General features: G+C 45.1%; 14 protein-coding genes. 12 read left to right on the top strand and 2 right to left on the bottom strand.

Features of this window, described 5'->3' with window-relative positions; all coding sequences use genetic code 11:
* The first annotated feature begins 16 nt into the window (after window positions 1-16).
* From copZ to dinB, 6 genes are all read left to right on the top strand, one after another.
* Window positions 17-226 carry a copper chaperone CopZ gene (gene copZ, locus I592_RS12290; RefSeq protein WP_010779879.1) on the top strand — a complete coding sequence of 70 codons (210 nt, stop codon included), beginning with the start codon at window positions 17-19 and terminating at the stop codon, window positions 224-226.
* Entirely contained in the window at window positions 227-2,401 is a 2,175-nt protein-coding gene (locus I592_RS12285) for a heavy metal translocating P-type ATPase (protein ID WP_010779880.1), read from the top strand. It begins immediately after the preceding gene.
* A gap of 66 nt (window positions 2,402-2,467) precedes the next feature.
* Entirely contained in the window at window positions 2,468-4,576 is a 2,109-nt protein-coding gene (locus I592_RS12280) for a heavy metal translocating P-type ATPase (protein ID WP_010779881.1), read from the top strand.
* 106 nt (window positions 4,577-4,682) lie between these two features.
* Window positions 4,683-5,720 (top strand): HTH domain-containing protein, encoded by a 1,038-nt coding sequence (locus tag I592_RS12275; protein WP_010779882.1) that lies wholly within the window; start codon window positions 4,683-4,685, stop codon window positions 5,718-5,720.
* A 170-nt stretch (window positions 5,721-5,890) separates the two neighbouring features.
* On the top strand, window positions 5,891-6,421 hold the full coding sequence (locus I592_RS12270) for a hypothetical protein (RefSeq protein ID WP_010745652.1): 531 nt from the start codon (window positions 5,891-5,893) through the stop codon (window positions 6,419-6,421).
* A gap of 184 nt (window positions 6,422-6,605) precedes the next feature.
* Window positions 6,606-7,727: a DNA polymerase IV gene (gene dinB, locus I592_RS12265; protein ID WP_010779883.1), complete on the top strand. Its 1,122-nt coding sequence runs from the start codon at window positions 6,606-6,608 to the stop codon at window positions 7,725-7,727.
* Here dinB and nrdG read toward each other — a convergent pair.
* Both nrdG and nrdD read right to left on the bottom strand, forming a co-directional pair.
* The gene (nrdG, locus tag I592_RS12260) at window positions 7,719-8,321 is read right to left on the bottom strand and encodes an anaerobic ribonucleoside-triphosphate reductase activating protein (protein WP_010779884.1); all 603 of its coding nucleotides are present in this window, start codon (window positions 8,319-8,321) and stop codon (window positions 7,719-7,721) included. The two genes, dinB and nrdG, sit on opposite strands and share 9 nt — an antisense overlap.
* Window positions 8,322-8,422: 101 nt before the next feature.
* On the bottom strand, window positions 8,423-10,615 hold the full coding sequence (gene nrdD, locus I592_RS12255) for an anaerobic ribonucleoside-triphosphate reductase (protein ID WP_010779885.1): 2,193 nt from the start codon (window positions 10,613-10,615) through the stop codon (window positions 8,423-8,425).
* A gap of 423 nt (window positions 10,616-11,038) precedes the next feature.
* Here nrdD and I592_RS12250 point away from each other — a divergent pair, with 423 nt between their 5' ends.
* From I592_RS12250 to dltB, 6 genes are all read left to right on the top strand, one after another.
* The gene (locus I592_RS12250; RefSeq protein ID WP_010779886.1) at window positions 11,039-11,806 is read left to right on the top strand and encodes an ABC transporter ATP-binding protein; all 768 of its coding nucleotides are present in this window, start codon (window positions 11,039-11,041) and stop codon (window positions 11,804-11,806) included.
* A complete protein-coding gene (locus tag I592_RS12245) occupies window positions 11,796-13,808 on the top strand; it encodes an FtsX-like permease family protein (RefSeq protein WP_010779887.1) in 2,013 nt (670 codons plus the stop codon). The genes I592_RS12250 and I592_RS12245 overlap by 11 nt, the downstream gene beginning before the upstream one ends.
* A gap of 66 nt (window positions 13,809-13,874) precedes the next feature.
* Entirely contained in the window at window positions 13,875-14,000 is a 126-nt protein-coding gene (locus tag I592_RS22170) for a hypothetical protein (RefSeq protein WP_279625397.1), read from the top strand.
* Between the two features lie 89 nt (window positions 14,001-14,089).
* Entirely contained in the window at window positions 14,090-14,239 is a 150-nt protein-coding gene (locus I592_RS12240; RefSeq protein ID WP_010779888.1) for a teichoic acid D-Ala incorporation-associated protein DltX, read from the top strand.
* Window positions 14,240-14,275: 36 nt separating this feature from the next.
* A complete protein-coding gene (gene dltA, locus I592_RS12235; RefSeq protein ID WP_010779889.1) occupies window positions 14,276-15,787 on the top strand; it encodes a D-alanine--poly(phosphoribitol) ligase subunit DltA in 1,512 nt (503 codons plus the stop codon).
* Entirely contained in the window at window positions 15,787-17,040 is a 1,254-nt protein-coding gene (gene dltB / locus I592_RS12230; protein ID WP_010779890.1) for a D-alanyl-lipoteichoic acid biosynthesis protein DltB, read from the top strand. The genes dltA and dltB overlap by 1 nt, the downstream gene beginning before the upstream one ends.
* The last annotated feature ends 201 nt before the right edge of the window (window positions 17,041-17,241 follow it).

Here is a 17,241-nt window from a genome sequence, read left to right as displayed (position 1 = left end):
ATGGGAGACGATCAACATGAAAAAACAATTTGAAATCAACGGAATGAGCTGCAATCACTGTGTAGCAAATGTAGAAAAGGCAATCAACCAATTGGAAGGGATCGATAAAGTAAAGATCCACTTGAAAAAGAACCAAGGTGTGGTGAAATTTGACGAAGCAAAGGTTTCAGCAGAACAAATCGCTGCCGCAGTGACCGAAGCAGGGTATGAAACTGAGGTGATTTAATTGGCAGACGCAACAGTAGAAACATTCGCGATCACTGGCATGACCTGTGCCAACTGTTCTGCCCGCGTGGAGAAAGAATTAAAGGCCACTGAGGGTGTGCTGGAAGCGAATGTGAATTTGGCGACTGAAAAGGCCACGGTCCAATTTGCCGATAATCTAACAGCGGAACAGTTGATCCAACGAGTAGAAGCCATCGGGTACGGTGCGATACTCTTTGATGACGCCCATAAACAAAAAATCGAACAGGAAAAAGCTGCGTATCTGAAGAAGATGAAACGTGATTTGCTCGTGAGTGCTCTTTTGACAGCGCCATTGATGATCGCAATGATCGCGATGCTTCTGGGCAGTCACGGGAACTGGGTACATTTTCTGCATCTGCCGCTGGTTCAATTGATCTTAGTGACACCGGTGCAGTTTGGTGTTGGGCAGCGTTTTTATCGCGGTGCCTATCATGCGTTAAAGACAAAAGCGCCGAATATGGACGTGCTGGTAGCAATGGGCACGACCGCGGCCTTTGCCTTGAGTGTCTATAACGGCTTCTTCAATCCTTATAATTCCGATCTGTATTTTGAAAGCAGCGGCATGATCATCACCTTGATCTTGCTGGGGAAATATTTGGAGCAAAAAGCGAAGACAAAAACCAGTGATGCGATCAAACAATTAATGAGCTTGCAGGCGAAGACAGCCACAGTGATCGTCAACGGTGAAGAGAAAGAAGTACCGATCGAAGAGGTGCAAACAGACGACGTTGTGCGTGTTCGTCCCGGAGAACAGATTCCCGTAGATGGAAAAATTCTCAGCGGCCAAACCACTATCGATGAAAGCATGCTGACTGGCGAAAGTTTGCCGGTCGATAAGCAAGCAGAAGATCAAGTGTTTGGCGGCACCGTTAATACGACAGGCAGTATCCAATTTGCCGCAACGCAAGTCGGCAGTATGACCGTTCTTTCTCGTATCATTCGTATGGTGGAAGATGCGCAAGGAGAAAAAGCACCGATTCAGCAAATCGCGGATAAAATTTCCAAAGTTTTTGTCCCAACGGTTCTAGGAATCGCCTTGATCACCTTGCTAGCCACAGGCTTCGTCACACAAGATTGGCAACAGGCGATCGTTCATAGTGTTTCTGTTTTGGTGATCGCGTGTCCATGTGCCTTAGGTTTGGCGACACCAACAGCGATCATGGTAGGAACGGGTCTGGGGGCGAAGTCTGGAATCTTGATCAAAGGCGGCGGCGCGCTGGAGAAGATCGCGCATTTGACAACGATCGTTTTAGATAAGACTGGGACGATCACTGAAGGAAAACCAGTAGTTGCTGATTTTGATGCCTTCGATCCAGAAGCACTCTCTTATTTAACAAGCTTGGAGCAGTATTCTGAGCACCCCTTGGCGAAAGCCATCTATCATTATGGAAAAGATCAGGCGGCGATTCTGCCAGTAGATTCTTTTGAAAGCTTGACTGGTCAAGGTGTCACAGGTGTGATCAACGGGAAGGCTTATTTTGTCGGGTCTACGCGGGGTGTCCGTGAGCGAAATATTTTATTTGATGAAGAACGTGTGCTAGCGTTGGAAGCAGAAGGAAAGACAGTGATGTTCTTGACGGATCACGCGAAGGTCCTTGCCATGATCTCAGTGACAGATCAGATAAAATCCTCCTCAAAAGCAGCCATTGCGGCAATGCAGGAATCAGGGATCACCGTGAAAATGCTGACAGGCGACAACCCGCAGACCGCACGCTACATTGGTGAACAGGTGGGGTTAGCTGCATCAGATATCGTGGCAGAAGTCTTGCCGGAGGATAAAGCGCAAGTTGTCAAAGAATTACAGACAAAAGGCGAATCTGTAGGGATGGTTGGCGATGGGATCAACGATGCACCAGCTTTAGCCTTGGCGGATATCGGCATCGCGATGGGCAGCGGAACAGATATTGCGATGGAGACAGCGGACATAACCTTGATGAACAGTGATCTTTTATCCGTTGAGAAAAGTATTCGTCTATCCAAAATAACACTAAGAAAGATCAAACAAAATTTATTCTGGGCGTTTCTATACAACGTGATCGGGATTCCCTTTGCCGCAGTGGGCTTTTTGAATCCTATCATTGCCGGCGGTGCGATGGCCTTTAGTTCGGTCAGTGTATTGCTGAACTCGCTCAGCTTGAATCAGAAAAAAATATAAGTCGTCTTTTTGGTTAGAAATAACTAAAAGGACGCATCAGATGAAATGATGTAGGAGGTCGTTGAGATGAAGCAAGGAGAAAAAATGGATGAATCGATGAAAAAGGACCCGTCGATGTATGATCACCAACATATGGATCATGCAATGGAGGGGCACGATCATCACGAGATGAATCATGGAATGGATGGTCATGAGCACCATGATATGGGCGGCGGTATGGACCATTCGATGCATATGGGGAATTTCAAACAAAAGTTTTGGCTCTCGCTTGTTTTGTCGATCCCTATCATCGTTCTTTCCCCAATGATGGGGATACAATTGCCGTTTCAATTCACTTTTCCAGGATCGGAGTGGGTCGTATTGATTTTGGCGACGGTTCTCTTTATTTATGGCGGTCAGCCTTTCCTCAGCGGCGCTAAAATGGAGCTGAAAATGAAGAGCCCCGCCATGATGACCTTGATCGCAATGGGGATCTCCGTTGCGTATATCTACAGTTTGTACTCCTTTGTCGTGAACAAACTCAATCCCCACGAACACGTGATGGACTTTTTCTGGGAATTAGCGACCTTGATCGTGATCATGCTGTTAGGGCATTGGGTAGAAATGAGCGCTGTTTCGAATGCAAGTAACGCCTTAAAAAAGCTGGCTGAATTACTGCCGGATGAAGTGACGAAGATCGAGGCAGATGGTACTGCGAAAAAAGTGAAACTGCAGGATATTCACGCAGGCGATCACTTGCTCGTTCGTGCGGGTGATAAGATGCCGACGGACGGCGAGGTCATCGAGGGTGCTACGATCGTTGATGAGTCCGCCGTGACGGGGGAATCAAAAGGCGTTCAGAAGCAAGTCGGTGATACTGTCATTGGCGGGTCCGTCAATGGCGACGGCACCATTCAACTGAAGGTTACAGGGACAGGAGAAGATGGGTACTTAGCCAAAGTCATGACGATGGTGAAGGAAGCCCAGCAGGAGAAATCAAAATTAGAATCGATCTCTGATAAGGTCGCCAAATGGTTGTTCTACATTGCGTTGGCCGCTGGTATTTTAACCTTCATCGCTTGGCTCTTCGTGGCAGACTTGCCGCAGGCGCTGGATCGTATGGTGACAGTCTTTGTCATTGCCTGTCCCCATGCCTTAGGATTGGCGATTCCTTTAGTGATCGCGCGTTCTACGTCATTGGCAGCTAAAAATGGCTTGCTGTTGAAAAGTCGTCAAGCGCTGGAGCAGGGAAACAAATTGGACTACGTCTTTCTTGATAAGACTGGTACATTGACTGAAGGAAAGTTCACGGTGACAGGTGTCGAAGTGTTGACCGACCAGAGCAAAGAAGAGGCGTTGAAATATATCGGCGCGTTGGAAAGTCAAACGAACCATCCCCTTGCTGTCGGCGTTATGAATTATTTGAAATCAGAAACGATCACCCCTTACAAAGCAGAAGATGTTTCCACGTTAAAGGGTGTCGGCGTAAGCGGCACAGTAGAAGGACATCAAGTTATTTTGGCAAATCAGAAAGAAATCGAAAACCGTCACTTGCAGGTTGATCCTGAAAAACTGAAGGATTATCAAGCACAGGGCAACACGATTTCGTTCTTATTGATCGATGACCAATTGGTCGCCTTCTTTGCAATGGGGGACACGCTAAAAGACCAAGCGCAGGACTTTATCACGAAGCTGCGGGAGAGCGGCATCGAACCGGTCATGCTGACTGGCGACAATCAGGCAGCGGCAAAGGCTGTAGCTGATTATTTAGGAATCCATGAATTTTATAGTGAATTGCTGCCAGATGATAAAGAGAAAATCATCAAACAGTACACGGATAAAGGGAAAAAAGTCATGATGGTCGGCGACGGGATAAATGATGCCCCGGCTCTTGCCAGAGCCACGATCGGAATGGCGATCGGCGCAGGAACCGATATCGCCATTGATTCGGCAGATGTCGTGCTGACCAACAGTAATTTACAGGATATTTTGAAATTTGTCCGTTTAGCTAAAAAGACCCACAGTAAAATGATCCAAAATCTTTGGTGGGGCGCAGGCTACAATATTCTCGCGATCCCATTGGCTGCGGGTGTTCTAGCCCCTATCGGAATCCTTTTGAGTCCAGCAGTGGGTGCCATTTTAATGTCACTAAGTACGATCATCGTCGCGATCAATGCGATGACTTTAAACGTCTGAGTATTCAGGCGTTTTTATTTTTTGAAAAAAGTTGAGAAACTTCTGCGGCTTAGATTGTGCTATGTTTAAAGAAAGGAGTTTATTTGACGGGGAAAGAGTGTGGCGCATGATCTGGGAATTTATCACGAGAAAAAAATGTCAACGGCAATTGCAATTGTTAGAATGGATTCAATACAGTCGCTATTCAGTCACAGAGCTGGCTGAGAAAATGACCGTGAGCAGAAAAACGATCTCACGGGACATAGAGGAGCTGCGACAGAAAAATTTCTTAATAAAAGAGAAGATTTGGCAAATCAACTGGCAGTCCGAGCCGAATTATTTAGGACTCTGCCGTAAATTGATCCGCGCAGATCCGCGATTTCAACTATTTCGAGGCTATCTTTGGAATGACGGGGATACCAAAAGCAGCTATTCCAAGCTAAGACGCTTGAACAAGCAGATCCTTCATTTGAATATTTCTGTGAATCACCGATCGGGAGAGGTAGCGGGCGAGCCTGCACTGATCGTGCTGCTGCAGTTACGCTATTTACGAGATTTCTACTCTTTTGAGGAACAGGAAATGTATGATCAACTGGCGCACTATTATTTAAATCGGTCCCTCCCCTCCATTGAGAAAGCGGCGTTTTTTGCGGGGGAACAGTTAGAAGACTTCCGCAGTCAGTTCGGAGTGGAGTCGCCATTGGCGGAATATTTCTATTTTGATTATCTTAGGCATCATTTCGACAACTATCTTGATCTTTACAGGTCCCATCAGCAGCAGCGGAGCAGCTTGTATCAGGAGGTGCAGGAGGCATGTGCCATTATTGAAGAAGTATTTATAGAAGAATCCGGCACTACGGAGGAGCTGCTGGCTGCTAAATTGTTTGATTTATTTTTAGGGGTTTATCAAGGGCTGCCGCTGACGCTCTTCAATTTGAAATGGCGCGGGGATACGGTGAGCGATCATTTCTTTATCATAGCCAAAGAATTTAAACGACGATTGCCGTTTTTGACTAATTGCCAGCTGGATGAATTGGCTTTTGCGTTAAAGGAAATCTTCTCTTCGGTCCATTCAGCCTCCTTAACGCTGACCCCCAATTTAAAATCTTCCTTGTTGATCCAAGAAAGGTATCAGGCCTACAACACTTCTCCAAGAGGAAACTGAGGTGAAGATTTTTCTTCAAGATAGGTTATGCTATAATGATGAAGACTACGTTGAGGATGCCGTTCTATTTTGCATCTTTTTGTACATTCGTGGGTGAATAGAATGTAAAACAACTAAAAATAGAAGTTCGTTCTTTCAATCGATGGACTATTAAATAGGAGGAGAGCTGAATGGGGTTAAGAAAATTAGATGTTCCGACATCTTCCATTACAGAAGTAAAAAAATCGCCAATGGATGTTTTTGCTCAAGCTCGAAAAGCAGAGACAGGGGTTTATATTTTCAACCGTGAAAAAATTGCTGGCGTCATGCTGACAAAGGAACAATATGAAGCGTTGGTAGAGGAGCTGAACACCTTACGGGATACCTTGTACCAACCAGTAGAACGTGAATTGCCCGTTCCTGAAGAACTAGAAGAATTGGCGACCGCCTTGAGAACTACTTTGGCGAAGGGCTCTGTCATTTCTGCCCGTTACCTGGATGAGCGAATGGTAGCGACAGGATTTATCACCAAGAAGACCGGCTTTGGCGGTGTGACTGAAATGATGAAAGAGCTGGAAGATACAGGGAAAATCATTTACCAGCTTCGCCGTCGCGAACACAACAAAGTTATTTATGCCGAAATCTTCGGAGAACCTCAAGAGTTCCAACGAGGCTCTGCCGACAAACTAATGATCCGCAAAGTAAATCTAATCGAACGTTAAACACTCATAGGAAGACAACAGTCCTTTTTCCGTACTTTGGAAGAAGGACTTTTTTTGAGAAAAGAATCCGACAATCAACGAGCCTTCTTAACGTCTTTTAACTTTCAGCAGGATTGATTGTCTCTGAACAAACGTTCGGTTATAATGAGGGGGAAGATTTTTACGACTAAAGGGGGTGTGTACGATGGCAGAATTGGTTTTTCCATTGAAAAATGATACATCGAGAAAAATCATTCACATGGATATGGATGCTTTTTTTGCCTCGGTAGAAGAGCGGGATGATCCTGAGCTGGCGAAGCATCCGCTGGTGATTGCTCGCCACCCTTCGGACACAGGCGGCAAAGGGGTCGTGACGACGGCGAACTACAAAGCGCGAATCTACGGTATCCACTCAGCCATGAGTGCGCAGAAGGCCTTCGAATTATGCCCACAGGCTATTTTTAAGCCAGGCGATCATGAAAAGTATCGGGCTGTCTCGCATCAGGTACGGGAAATTTTCCACCGTTACACGGATATTATTGAGCCTGTCTCGATCGATGAGGCATATCTGGATGTCACAGAAAATAAAATGGACATCCGCTCGGCCATCAAAATCGCGCGTTTGCTCCAGCAGGATATCTTGCAGGAGCTGCAACTGACTTGTTCGGCAGGAGTCAGCTACAATAAATTTTTAGCGAAGCTGGCTTCTGATTATCAGAAACCAAAGGGCATGACCGTTATTTCACCTGAAGAGTCTGTGGTTTTTCTGAAGCGATTGCCGATCGAAAAATTTCACGGGGTCGGGAAAAAGACTGTTCCTAAAATGAATGAGTTGGGAATCTTTACAGGTGGAGACCTCTACGAAAAGAGTGAGATGTTTCTGATCCAAGAATTTGGGAAGATGGGCTATTCCTTGTATCGGAAGGTGCGTGGAATCCATGATTCGCCAGTTCACATTACCCGTGAGCGAAAATCCGTGGGAAAAGAGCATACCTATGGTCGTCCGCTATCCACGGAGGATGAAGTCTTAAGTCAACTGCGTCAGTTGGCGGAGAAGGTGGAAGAATCCCTGCGGCGCGTACAGCGCCACGGAAAAACAGTGGTACTGAAGATTCGCTATACAGATTATACGACCGTGACACGGCGCGTGACGCTGCCTTATTACATAGATAAAAAAGAAGAATTGTTTTCTCAAGCGAGTTTGATTTGGGAGGAGATCGGCGGAATAGAAAAAGGAATCCGATTAGTCGGTATTACCTTGACCAATCTAGATCCCATTGCTTTTGAAAATATTGTTTTGCCATTGTGGGAAGAGCGATCAGATTAGTTCGCTCTTTTTAATTTGTTCAAATGCTTTTTCTGAATCATGAAGCTTTTCCCAGATCACGACGCGGCCTTGAGCCAATGATTTTTTCACGTCAATGATCCGCTGGTTAGAGCTGCCGCGAAATTGCAGCATCAAATTTTTCTTTGAAAGATCGAAACGGCCATCGACCAAAATATCGATCTTGCTCAGCATCTCTAATTTGTCTTCACTGTCCAGCAGCAATTCTTCAAACGTATACCCGCTCCAAGACCAGATATCTTTGGTGTCGCCAAATTCAGCGTGCATCCGATCGATCACTTTTAGGCAGACTTGCGTGTTTAGGAAGGGCTCGCCGCCTAGCAGGGTGATGCCTTGGACATAATCGTGGGCGGTGTCGGCGATCAATTGGTCTTCGATTTCTTGAGTAAAGGGTTTGCCATAATGAAAGTTTTGCGCCGCCGCATTGAAGCAGCCTTCACAGGCGAAGGGACAGCCGCTGACGTATAAACTATTTCGAACGCCTTCACCATCGACGAAGTTGTAGGCCTTGTAGTCAGCAATATACAGTTGGCTCAACTCACTTGCGAGCCATTCTTTTGGTTTGGGATTACGCATGTTTTTTCCCCTTTCAACTAAAACAGGGAGCGGCAAAGAGCGCCGTCCCTGTCAACAGTTATTCCTTTTAGACGGTGCAAACGAGGGTTTGCGCGTCTTTTTTATTTCATATGTTTCACGCGAGAAGCGATCTCTTCGTGACGGCCATGAACCATTGGACGTGCTTGAGGATTCCCCAGGTAACCGCAGGTCCGTTTTACCACATCACAGGATTTTGGATCGTGATTGCCGCATTGCGGACATTCAAAACCACGTTTGGTTGGTTTGAAGTCGCCTTCGAAGCCGCATTCGTAGCAGTGATCGATCGGTGTGTTCGTTCCTAAGTAGGCGATGCGGTCGTACCCATAATCCCAAACAGCTTCCAGTGATTTAGGATTTTGCTGGAGAACCGGGTATTCACAGTAATGGATGAAACCACCAGAACAGTATTTAGGATACTCTTTTTCAAAGTCCAGCTTCTCGAAGGGTGTCGGATTTTTCCGAACATCGTAATGGAAACTGTTTGTGTAGTAGTCTTTGTCCGTGATATTTTCAACAATTCCGAAGCGTTCGGTATCTAAACGGCAGAAGCGGTCAGTCAAGCTTTCACTTGGCGTTGAGTACACGCTGAAGTGGTAGCCGTATTCGTTGCCCCAAGCATCTGCGTGTTCCTTCAAATCTTTCATGATATTCAAAGTGAAGGCTTTTGCTTCTGGGTCGCCTTCCCATTCGCCGCCGTAAAAGACGCTGGCTACTTCGTAAAGACCGATATAGCCTAGCGAAATGGTTGCGCGTTTATTTTTGAACAATTCATTTACAGCATCGGTACGTTTCAAGCGTTTACCGAAAGCGCCGTATTGATAAAGGATCGGTGCGTTTGCCGGCGTTGCTTCTTTACAACGATCAATTCGGAAGACTAACGCGTCTTTCGCGATTTGCAGGCGTTCTTCTAGTAATGACCAGAATTTTTCTTTGCTGCCGCCAGATTCTAGCGCGATTCGCGGCAAGTTCAATGTCACAACGCCAAGATTCATCCGTCCCGCATTGATTTCTTCCCCTTGGTCATTTTTCCAGCCTTGTAGGAAGGAACGGCAGCCCATTGGTACTTTGAAGCTGCCAGTCAATTCGATCAGCTTGTCGTAGTTCAAGATATCTGGATACATACGTTTCGTAGCACATTCCAATGCCAATTCTTTGATGTCGTAGTTTGGATCTGTTGGTTCAAGATTTGTCCCGCGGCGCAGAGTAAAGATCAATTTAGGGAAGATCGCTGTCCGTTTTTCACTGCCTAGACCTTCGATCCGGATTTGCAAGATCGCTTTTTGGATCTCACGTTCAAACCAATCCGTTCCAAGACCGAAGCCTAAAGAAGTGAAGGGGGTTTGTCCGTTTGATGTAAACAACGTATTGATTTCATATTCCAAACTTTGCATCGCATCGTAAATGTCTTTTTGCGTTTTTTGTTTCGCAAAGGCTTTTTGTTTTTCAGGATCATCGATCCATTCTTCCGCGTCTTTCAAGTGTTTTGCGTAATTTAGGCGCGCAAAAGGAGCTAACAGCTCGTCTGTACGGTCTGCGGAGCAGCCGCCGTATTGGCTCGATGCCACATTGGCGATGATCTGCGAGATTTGGGCAGTCGCTGTTTGGATCGATTTTGGACTTTCAACTTCCGCATTCCCGATCTTGAAGCCGTTGTTCAACATGCCTTTGAAGTCGATCAAACAGCAGTTGGTCATCGGTGTATAAGGATGGTAGTCCAAGTCATGGTAATGAATGTCACCCTTTTGATGGGCATTGGCTACGTGAGGCGGCAGCATCTTCAAACCGATGGATTTGCCGACGATCCCAGCAGTCAAATCACGTTGTGTGTTAAAGACATCACTATCCTTATTCGCATTTTCATTCACGACGGTTTGATCCTTGTTGATCAATTTTCCGATCGTAAAGTTGATGTCCGTCGCTTTGCTGCGCTGGAAGTCGCGGCGTGTCCGGTAATTGATATATTCTTCTGCTAATGCATATTCGTTGTGCTCTAATAATGTATGCTCCACGATATTTTGGATCTCATAGATTTTAATGTCGCTGTTAAACCGTTCTGAAATTTCTGCATCTACCCGTTCAACGATTGACTGAATACGTTCGTGTGCTAAGGGGTCGACGGATCCTTTGATTTTCGTTTCCGCTTTGATCAAGGCATCGTAAATTTTTTGGTCATCAAAAGACGTGTGACGACCATCACGTTTTACGACCTTAATATTTTTCAGCGATGGTTGATATTCGTTGAGCAATGAATCTTTTGAGTGGATTTCCATCATTATAAACAACTCCGTTTCCTTTAAACTTCATTATCAATCATATAGTATTTTTAATGACGATGCAACGATATATAGGGGTAAATTTTGTAAAAAAAAGAGCGGCACACTATATATAGTGTGTCACTTTACTGAAAGATAAATGAAAGCTGATAAGGTCAAGCTTCTGATTACTATAAAATAACTGGAAAATATTTTTCCATAAACATGTAAAAATTGTAAGATTATTGAAGGTCGTTTCACATAAGAAACTGACCTAAATATGATACCATAAAGAAAAAAATTTAGATATTAAAAATAGAAGAATCACCAAAGGATTTGCGAGCGGCTGTCGAGGGACTTTTTTCACCGGCAGCACCAGAGCAGGCGGTGAAAAAAGTCCGCCTATTCTTAAAGGACGAGAGAATCCTAGTTAGGAGAAAGCAAATGGGTAAAATGATCGATGTGCAGCATTTAAGCAAAAGCTTTGGCACACGCAGCAATAAAGTAACGGTGTTGAATGATTTGAATTTTTCTGTTGGAAAAGGTGAATTTGTAGGGATCATGGGGCCCAGCGGCGCAGGCAAGACGACGCTGATGAACATTCTTTCCACGATCTCTTTGCCGACGATGGGTTCTGTCAGAATCGCTGGCGCAGATATCACGCAGATGCGGGAAAGCCGATTAACGGACTTTCGTCGAGAGAATTTGGGGTTTATTTTCCAGGATTTTAATTTGATCGATAGTCTGACCGTGAAGGACAATATTATTTTGCCGTTGACGGTCAGTAAGCTTTCTTATGAAGAAATCGAGGAACGGGTGATACGGCTGACGAGAATCCTGAAGATCTCAGACATTCTGACACGGTACCCGGAAGAAATCTCGATTGGTCAACAGCAGCGGACGGCGGCAGCTCGGGCGTTGATCAGCCGGCCGTTGGTCTTGTTTGCGGATGAGCCGACGGGATCGCTGGACTCAAAGTCTGCTACAGAATTTTTGAATTATTTGGACGAGGTCAATATCCATGAAGATACGACGATCTTGATGGTGACACATGATCCCTACACAGCCAGCTATTGCAACCGCGTCTTGTTTATCAAAGATGGCCGTTTCTTTTCGGAGATCGTTCGCCGGTCTTCCCGTAAAGACTTTTTTGAGAAAGTGATCGATATGCAGGCTACGATCGGCGGAGGTGGGAAGGCCAATGCTGATTAGTCTCATTTGGCGCGGGTTTAAAAAACAACTGGGGAATTATTTGATTTTTTTCTTTAGTCTGATTTTCGCGGTAATGGTCTATTATTCTTTTACTGCCATGACGTATGAACAGCCGCTGATTCGCAGCGCTGGAAAGAATACGCAGCTAGTAGCGATGCTGGGCTTCGGCAGCTTTGCTGTAGTCGTCATCTTATTGTTCTTTATGGCGAATACCAACCGCTTTTTTATTGAAAATCGTCGAAAGGACATTAGTATCTTTCATTTATATGGTCTCAATTATTATCAAATTTGTCTTTGGTTCATCTTAGAGATTTTCTTTATCGGGATCTTTTCTTTCGTTATCGGGATCGGGTTAGGGGTGCTGCTGTCTAAGCTCTTTAGTATGATTTTAGTCAAGGCGATGGATTTGCCCTTGCAGGTCCATTTCTTCTTTTCATCAGATGCGATCCTCACCACAGGGCTCGTCGTCTTGTTCATCTTAGGGGCGGTCTCGTTTCAGATATTGTGGCTTGTTTCAGGCTACAAATTTTCCCATTTGATGAAGATTCGCTTGCGGAAAATCCAAGCCATGAAGTTGAGGATAGGACAGAAAATTCTTGGTGCGATCGGGATTCTGTTTTTACTAAGTGGTTGGGGAATGGCTGTGATGTATATCCGTTTTGCTCGCAGAATGAGCGGTCGTTTTGGCTTGATCGAAGGCAATTTATTGCTGATGGGGCTGATTTTTGTCCTGTGCGTGGTAGGCAGCTATTTGTTTTTTGCGTATTCGCTGCGTTGGTACAATTCCTATCGGCCGAAGCGATTGAACAAAAACTTGGGGATGCTGTCGAGAAGTGAATGGCAATTGCGCTTATTCAGCGAGTGGCGTTTCTTCGGCTCGATCACGGTGGCTCTTGGGATGGCCCTGCTGATTCTAGGCGGGATGGCGGCGATGGTCTCGATACAGATGCGCTTGGTGAATGAGATCGCTCCGGCCTCGTTGACCGTCACCCAGGAAAGCTATGCCTCCTTCGCGCCAGAGCTGCAAAAGGTGGCTCCTTATGAACACCAGACATTGAATTTTAAAGCTGTTCCGGCAAAGCAAAGTGTGGAGATCTCTGGTGAAGGCGTCAATTCGCAGCCGGAGGTTATGGACATGGTGTCTATTTCGGATTACCGTGCCTTCCAACGGACCAACCCGACGCTGAAGGATATCCAGTTGAAGACACCGAAGTCTACGGTCGTTTTGAGCTCGTATCAGCGCTATTTGAATGACTACACAAATTACAGCAAAATCATTTATTTGAAGGACAAAGAGCTGACGGTCCAGGGGACGTACCCCAACTTTTTCGGGGACACGAATTTGCGTTATGGGACCAGTTTAATTGTCGTTTCCGATAAAATATTTAATGCTACAGCGGGTCATGGCTATTCTCTTGAGGTCATTGATGTCAGGAATGCAAAGGAAAATGAACTAAATCAATTGGTCCGAAAAAAATTGAAGGGTGATTGGGATTTTCCGATACATTATGACTTGAAATGGGAGAACAAGCAGATCGTGGGGGACATTTCTGCAGGCGAAGGTGGCAGAAAAGAGGACACAACGATTTACCGTTCCGAGTACACCTCGTATCAAGAAATTTACCGATCGACGCGCAGCAGTATGGGGTTGGTGCTGTTTGTAGTGACCTTTGTGACGGCGACCTTTATTATCACGACCGCCAGCATGGTGAGTCTGCGGCAGTTGTCGGAGTTTAAGCAAAAACGGAAAAAATACGGATTGCTGCGTCAAATGGGCATACCGATGGAGACTATCTATCAAGAGATGAAGCGGGAAAATCGGGTCGTCTTTTTCATACCGGCTATTTTGGCATTGATCCATAGCATACTTGCCATCACTGTCCTTTCTCACATTGCACAGAATGCCGACTATTGGTTCGTGTATCTTTTTTGCGGATTGATGTTGATCGTGTATGCCTTGTTTTATTGGACCACCTGCGTTTACCAGAAAAAATTGCTCTAAGAATAGAAAGAAAGAGATCAAAGGGAATCTTTTGGTCTCTTTTTTTGTCCGCTTTTTCTCCGATTAATGGTTCAAAAGGCGCGGTTTGATCCGAAATGGCAGGCCATCGGTCAAAAAAAACTGGAAAGAAAAAAAGTTGATGGAGCGTCAAATAAGGAAGCTGTCAAGCATGTGACAAAACTGTTCGTTTGAAAGCGGTATATGTAAGCATAATCGGTGGCGGTTTTTTTAATCAGAACTATAATACTAATCAATGAAAGAAATTAAGAGAGGGCGATTGGATGAAGGAGTTTTTTAAGCGACCCGCCACTCGTTACTGGTTAAGTTTTATTGGAAAGACGATTTTCTATTTTGCCGTCCTTTTGATATTGATCTACTTATACCATTATAAGAGCATCCAAGGCGGTAATTTTATCTACAACGAATTTTAATCAAAGTTCGTGCTTGAACCGAACGGGGGGATAATCATGGGAAACATCATTACAGCAATCGATCGCTGGGCAAATGAAACACCAGAGGCGATCGCTTATCAATCTGAAACAGAACAATTCAGTTACCGTACCTTAAAACAATGGTCGGATAACTTAGCACATTATTTAGCAAAGCAAACCGCAGCGAAAACACCCATCGTCGTATTCGGCGAATTGGAAGTGGAAATGATCGCCAGCTTCTTAGGGGCTGCCAAAAGCGGACACGCCTATATTCCGATCGAATCCAACACACCATTGGATCGGATTCAATTGATTTTAGAAGTGGCACAGCCAACGATGATCCTAAGTGTCTTGCCTTGGCCAGAAGAAGTCGCTACAGCTGTTCCAGTCGTATCGCCAGCAGCGCTTGCTGAGATTTTTAAGACAGCACAAGAACCGCAGGCTTTGGAGCCAGTCACTGACGACGAAACATTTTACATCATCTTTACCTCGGGAACGACAGGCGTACCAAAAGGTGTACAAATCAGCCACACGAATTTACTGAGCTTTGTTAACTGGGATCTGAAGGATTTTGGGATCGAAGCCGGCATGCGCTTCTTGTCGCAGGCACCGTATTCCTTTGATCTATCTGTGATGAGCGTCTATCCATCACTTTGCAGCGGCGGTACGCTGATCCCGATGGAAAAAGCAGTAATCAACGACTTTAAAAAATTATTCAGCTTCTTGCCAAAGCTGGACCTGGAAGTTTGGGTATCGACCCCTTCATTCATGGATATTTGTTTAATGGAAAAAACCTTCGACGGCGAGCATGTGCCTTCCTTGAAGATCTTCCAATTCTGCGGAGAAGAGCTGCCTCGTAAGACCGCGGAAGAACTGCTGCGGCGTTTTCCAAAGGCGAAAGTCTTTAACACTTACGGACCAACAGAAGCCACAGTGGCTATGACGCAAATCGAAGTGACCCCAGAGGTCTTGGCGGAATATGACCGTGTACCGATCGGTTATATCAAAGAAGACACCGATGTGCTGATCTATGATGACGATCGCGAGGCCGCTCCAGGAGAAGCTGGTGAGATCATCATCAAAGGGCCAAGCGTTTCCAAAGGGTACATGAACAACCCGGAAAAAACGGCGGCTGCTTTCTTCGAGATCGACGGTGTGCCAGCGTACCACACTGGCGATGCAGGCCGATTGCAAGAAGATGGACTATTGCTTTATGAAGGACGAATCGATTTTCAAGTGAAGCTTCATGGCTTCCGAATCGAATTGGAAGACATTGATCATCATTTAGAAAAAGTTTCCTATGTGAAACAAGCAACGGTGGTTCCGAAATACCAGGATCATAAGGTTCAACAATTGGTCGCATACGTTGTCGCCAATGACAATGATTTTGAAAAAGCGTATCAATTAACGAAAGCAGTCAAAGAAGAATTGGCTGAAGGCGTCATGGAATACATGATTCCGCAAAAATTCGTCTACGTGGAGCAATTGCCGCTGACAGCCAACGGCAAAATCGACCGCAAGAGACTGATCAATGAGGTGAATCGTTAATGTTCGTTCCTCACATGGTGCCATATGCGTCACCCATCTACTTTATCATTTTAATTGTCACACTTTTGCCGTTGATTTTAAGTTTGCTGTTTCGAGGCAAACGAATCAACTGGTATCAATCACTGATCACTTTGTTCTTCCTATACATCTCCTTTGGCGGAAAGGATTACCGTCAAGGGCTGGCGCTGATCGGCTACGTGATCTTTCAAAGTCTCTTGGTTTGGAGCTATCACAAGTATCGGCAAAACAAAAACCAGTCAGGTGTCTTTTATTTCTCAGTATTTTTAAGCATCCTGCCACTGATTCTTGTGAAGGTCACGCCTTTTATGGATGGACAAAATTCCATCGTTGGTTTCCTCGGTATTTCTTATCTGACGTTTAAATCGGTTCAGATGATCATGGAAATGCGGGATGGAATGATCAAGGAATACAGCCCGTTGAACTACATCAAGTTCTTGCTGTTCTTCCCAACGATCTCCTCTGGTCCCATCGACCGGTATCGCCGGTTTGAAAAGGATTTGAACGATCCGCCTACACCAGAAAAATATGTCGATCTGTTAGGTGCAGGTGTTCATGATATTTTTGTCGGGTTTTTGTACAAATTCGTGATCGGGTATTATTTCGGTCAAGTTCTACTGCCTATCGTTGATCGAATCGCGATGCACCACGGCGGGATCTCATGGGGCTTGGTCGGTTACATGTATGTTTACAGTATGTATTTGTTCTTTGACTTTGCCGGTTATAGTTTGTTTGCGGTCGGTACCAGCAAGCTGATGGGGTACGAAACACCGCCGAACTTTAACAAGCCGTTTCTTTCATGGAACATCAAAGAATTCTGGAATCGTTGGCATATGACGCTTTCCTTCTGGTTCCGTGATTACATTTATATGCGCTTGATGTTTACATTGATCAAAAAGAAAACCTTCAAGAGTCGGATCGTGGCATCAAATGTCGGCTACTTCGCATTATTCTTGATCATGGGCGTCTGGCATGGGCTGACGTGGTATTACATCTTATACGGGTTCTACCATGCCGCACTGATTTGCTTGACCGATGCGTGGCTGCGATTCAAGAAAAAACACAAAAAGCAGATACCATCGAACAAATTTACCCATGCGTTGGCCGTCTTCTTGACCTTCAACGCCGTCTGCCTAAGCTTTTTGATCTTCTCAGGCTTTTTGGATAAATTATGGTTCCATAACATATTTGCCAGTCCAGCTTTTAGCAGTTTCCTAAAATTCAAGCTGATGTAAAGATATAAAAAATATACAGAGCGTGAAGCGTTTAGCTGGATGGTAGGCGTACGAAAATAAAAACATTTTTCGCACTTGAAAAATGATTTCATAGAGATGAGCTAGCTGCCAGTCCAGCTTTTAGCAGTTTGTTAAAATTCAAGCTGATGTAAAGATATAAAAACCATACACAGCGTGAAGCGTTTAGCTGGATGGTAGGCG

Source organism: Enterococcus gilvus ATCC BAA-350 (assembly GCF_000407545.1).
GTDB lineage: Bacteria > Bacillota > Bacilli > Lactobacillales > Enterococcaceae > Enterococcus_A > Enterococcus_A gilvus.
This window is presented reverse-complemented; position numbering and strand designations above follow the sequence as displayed.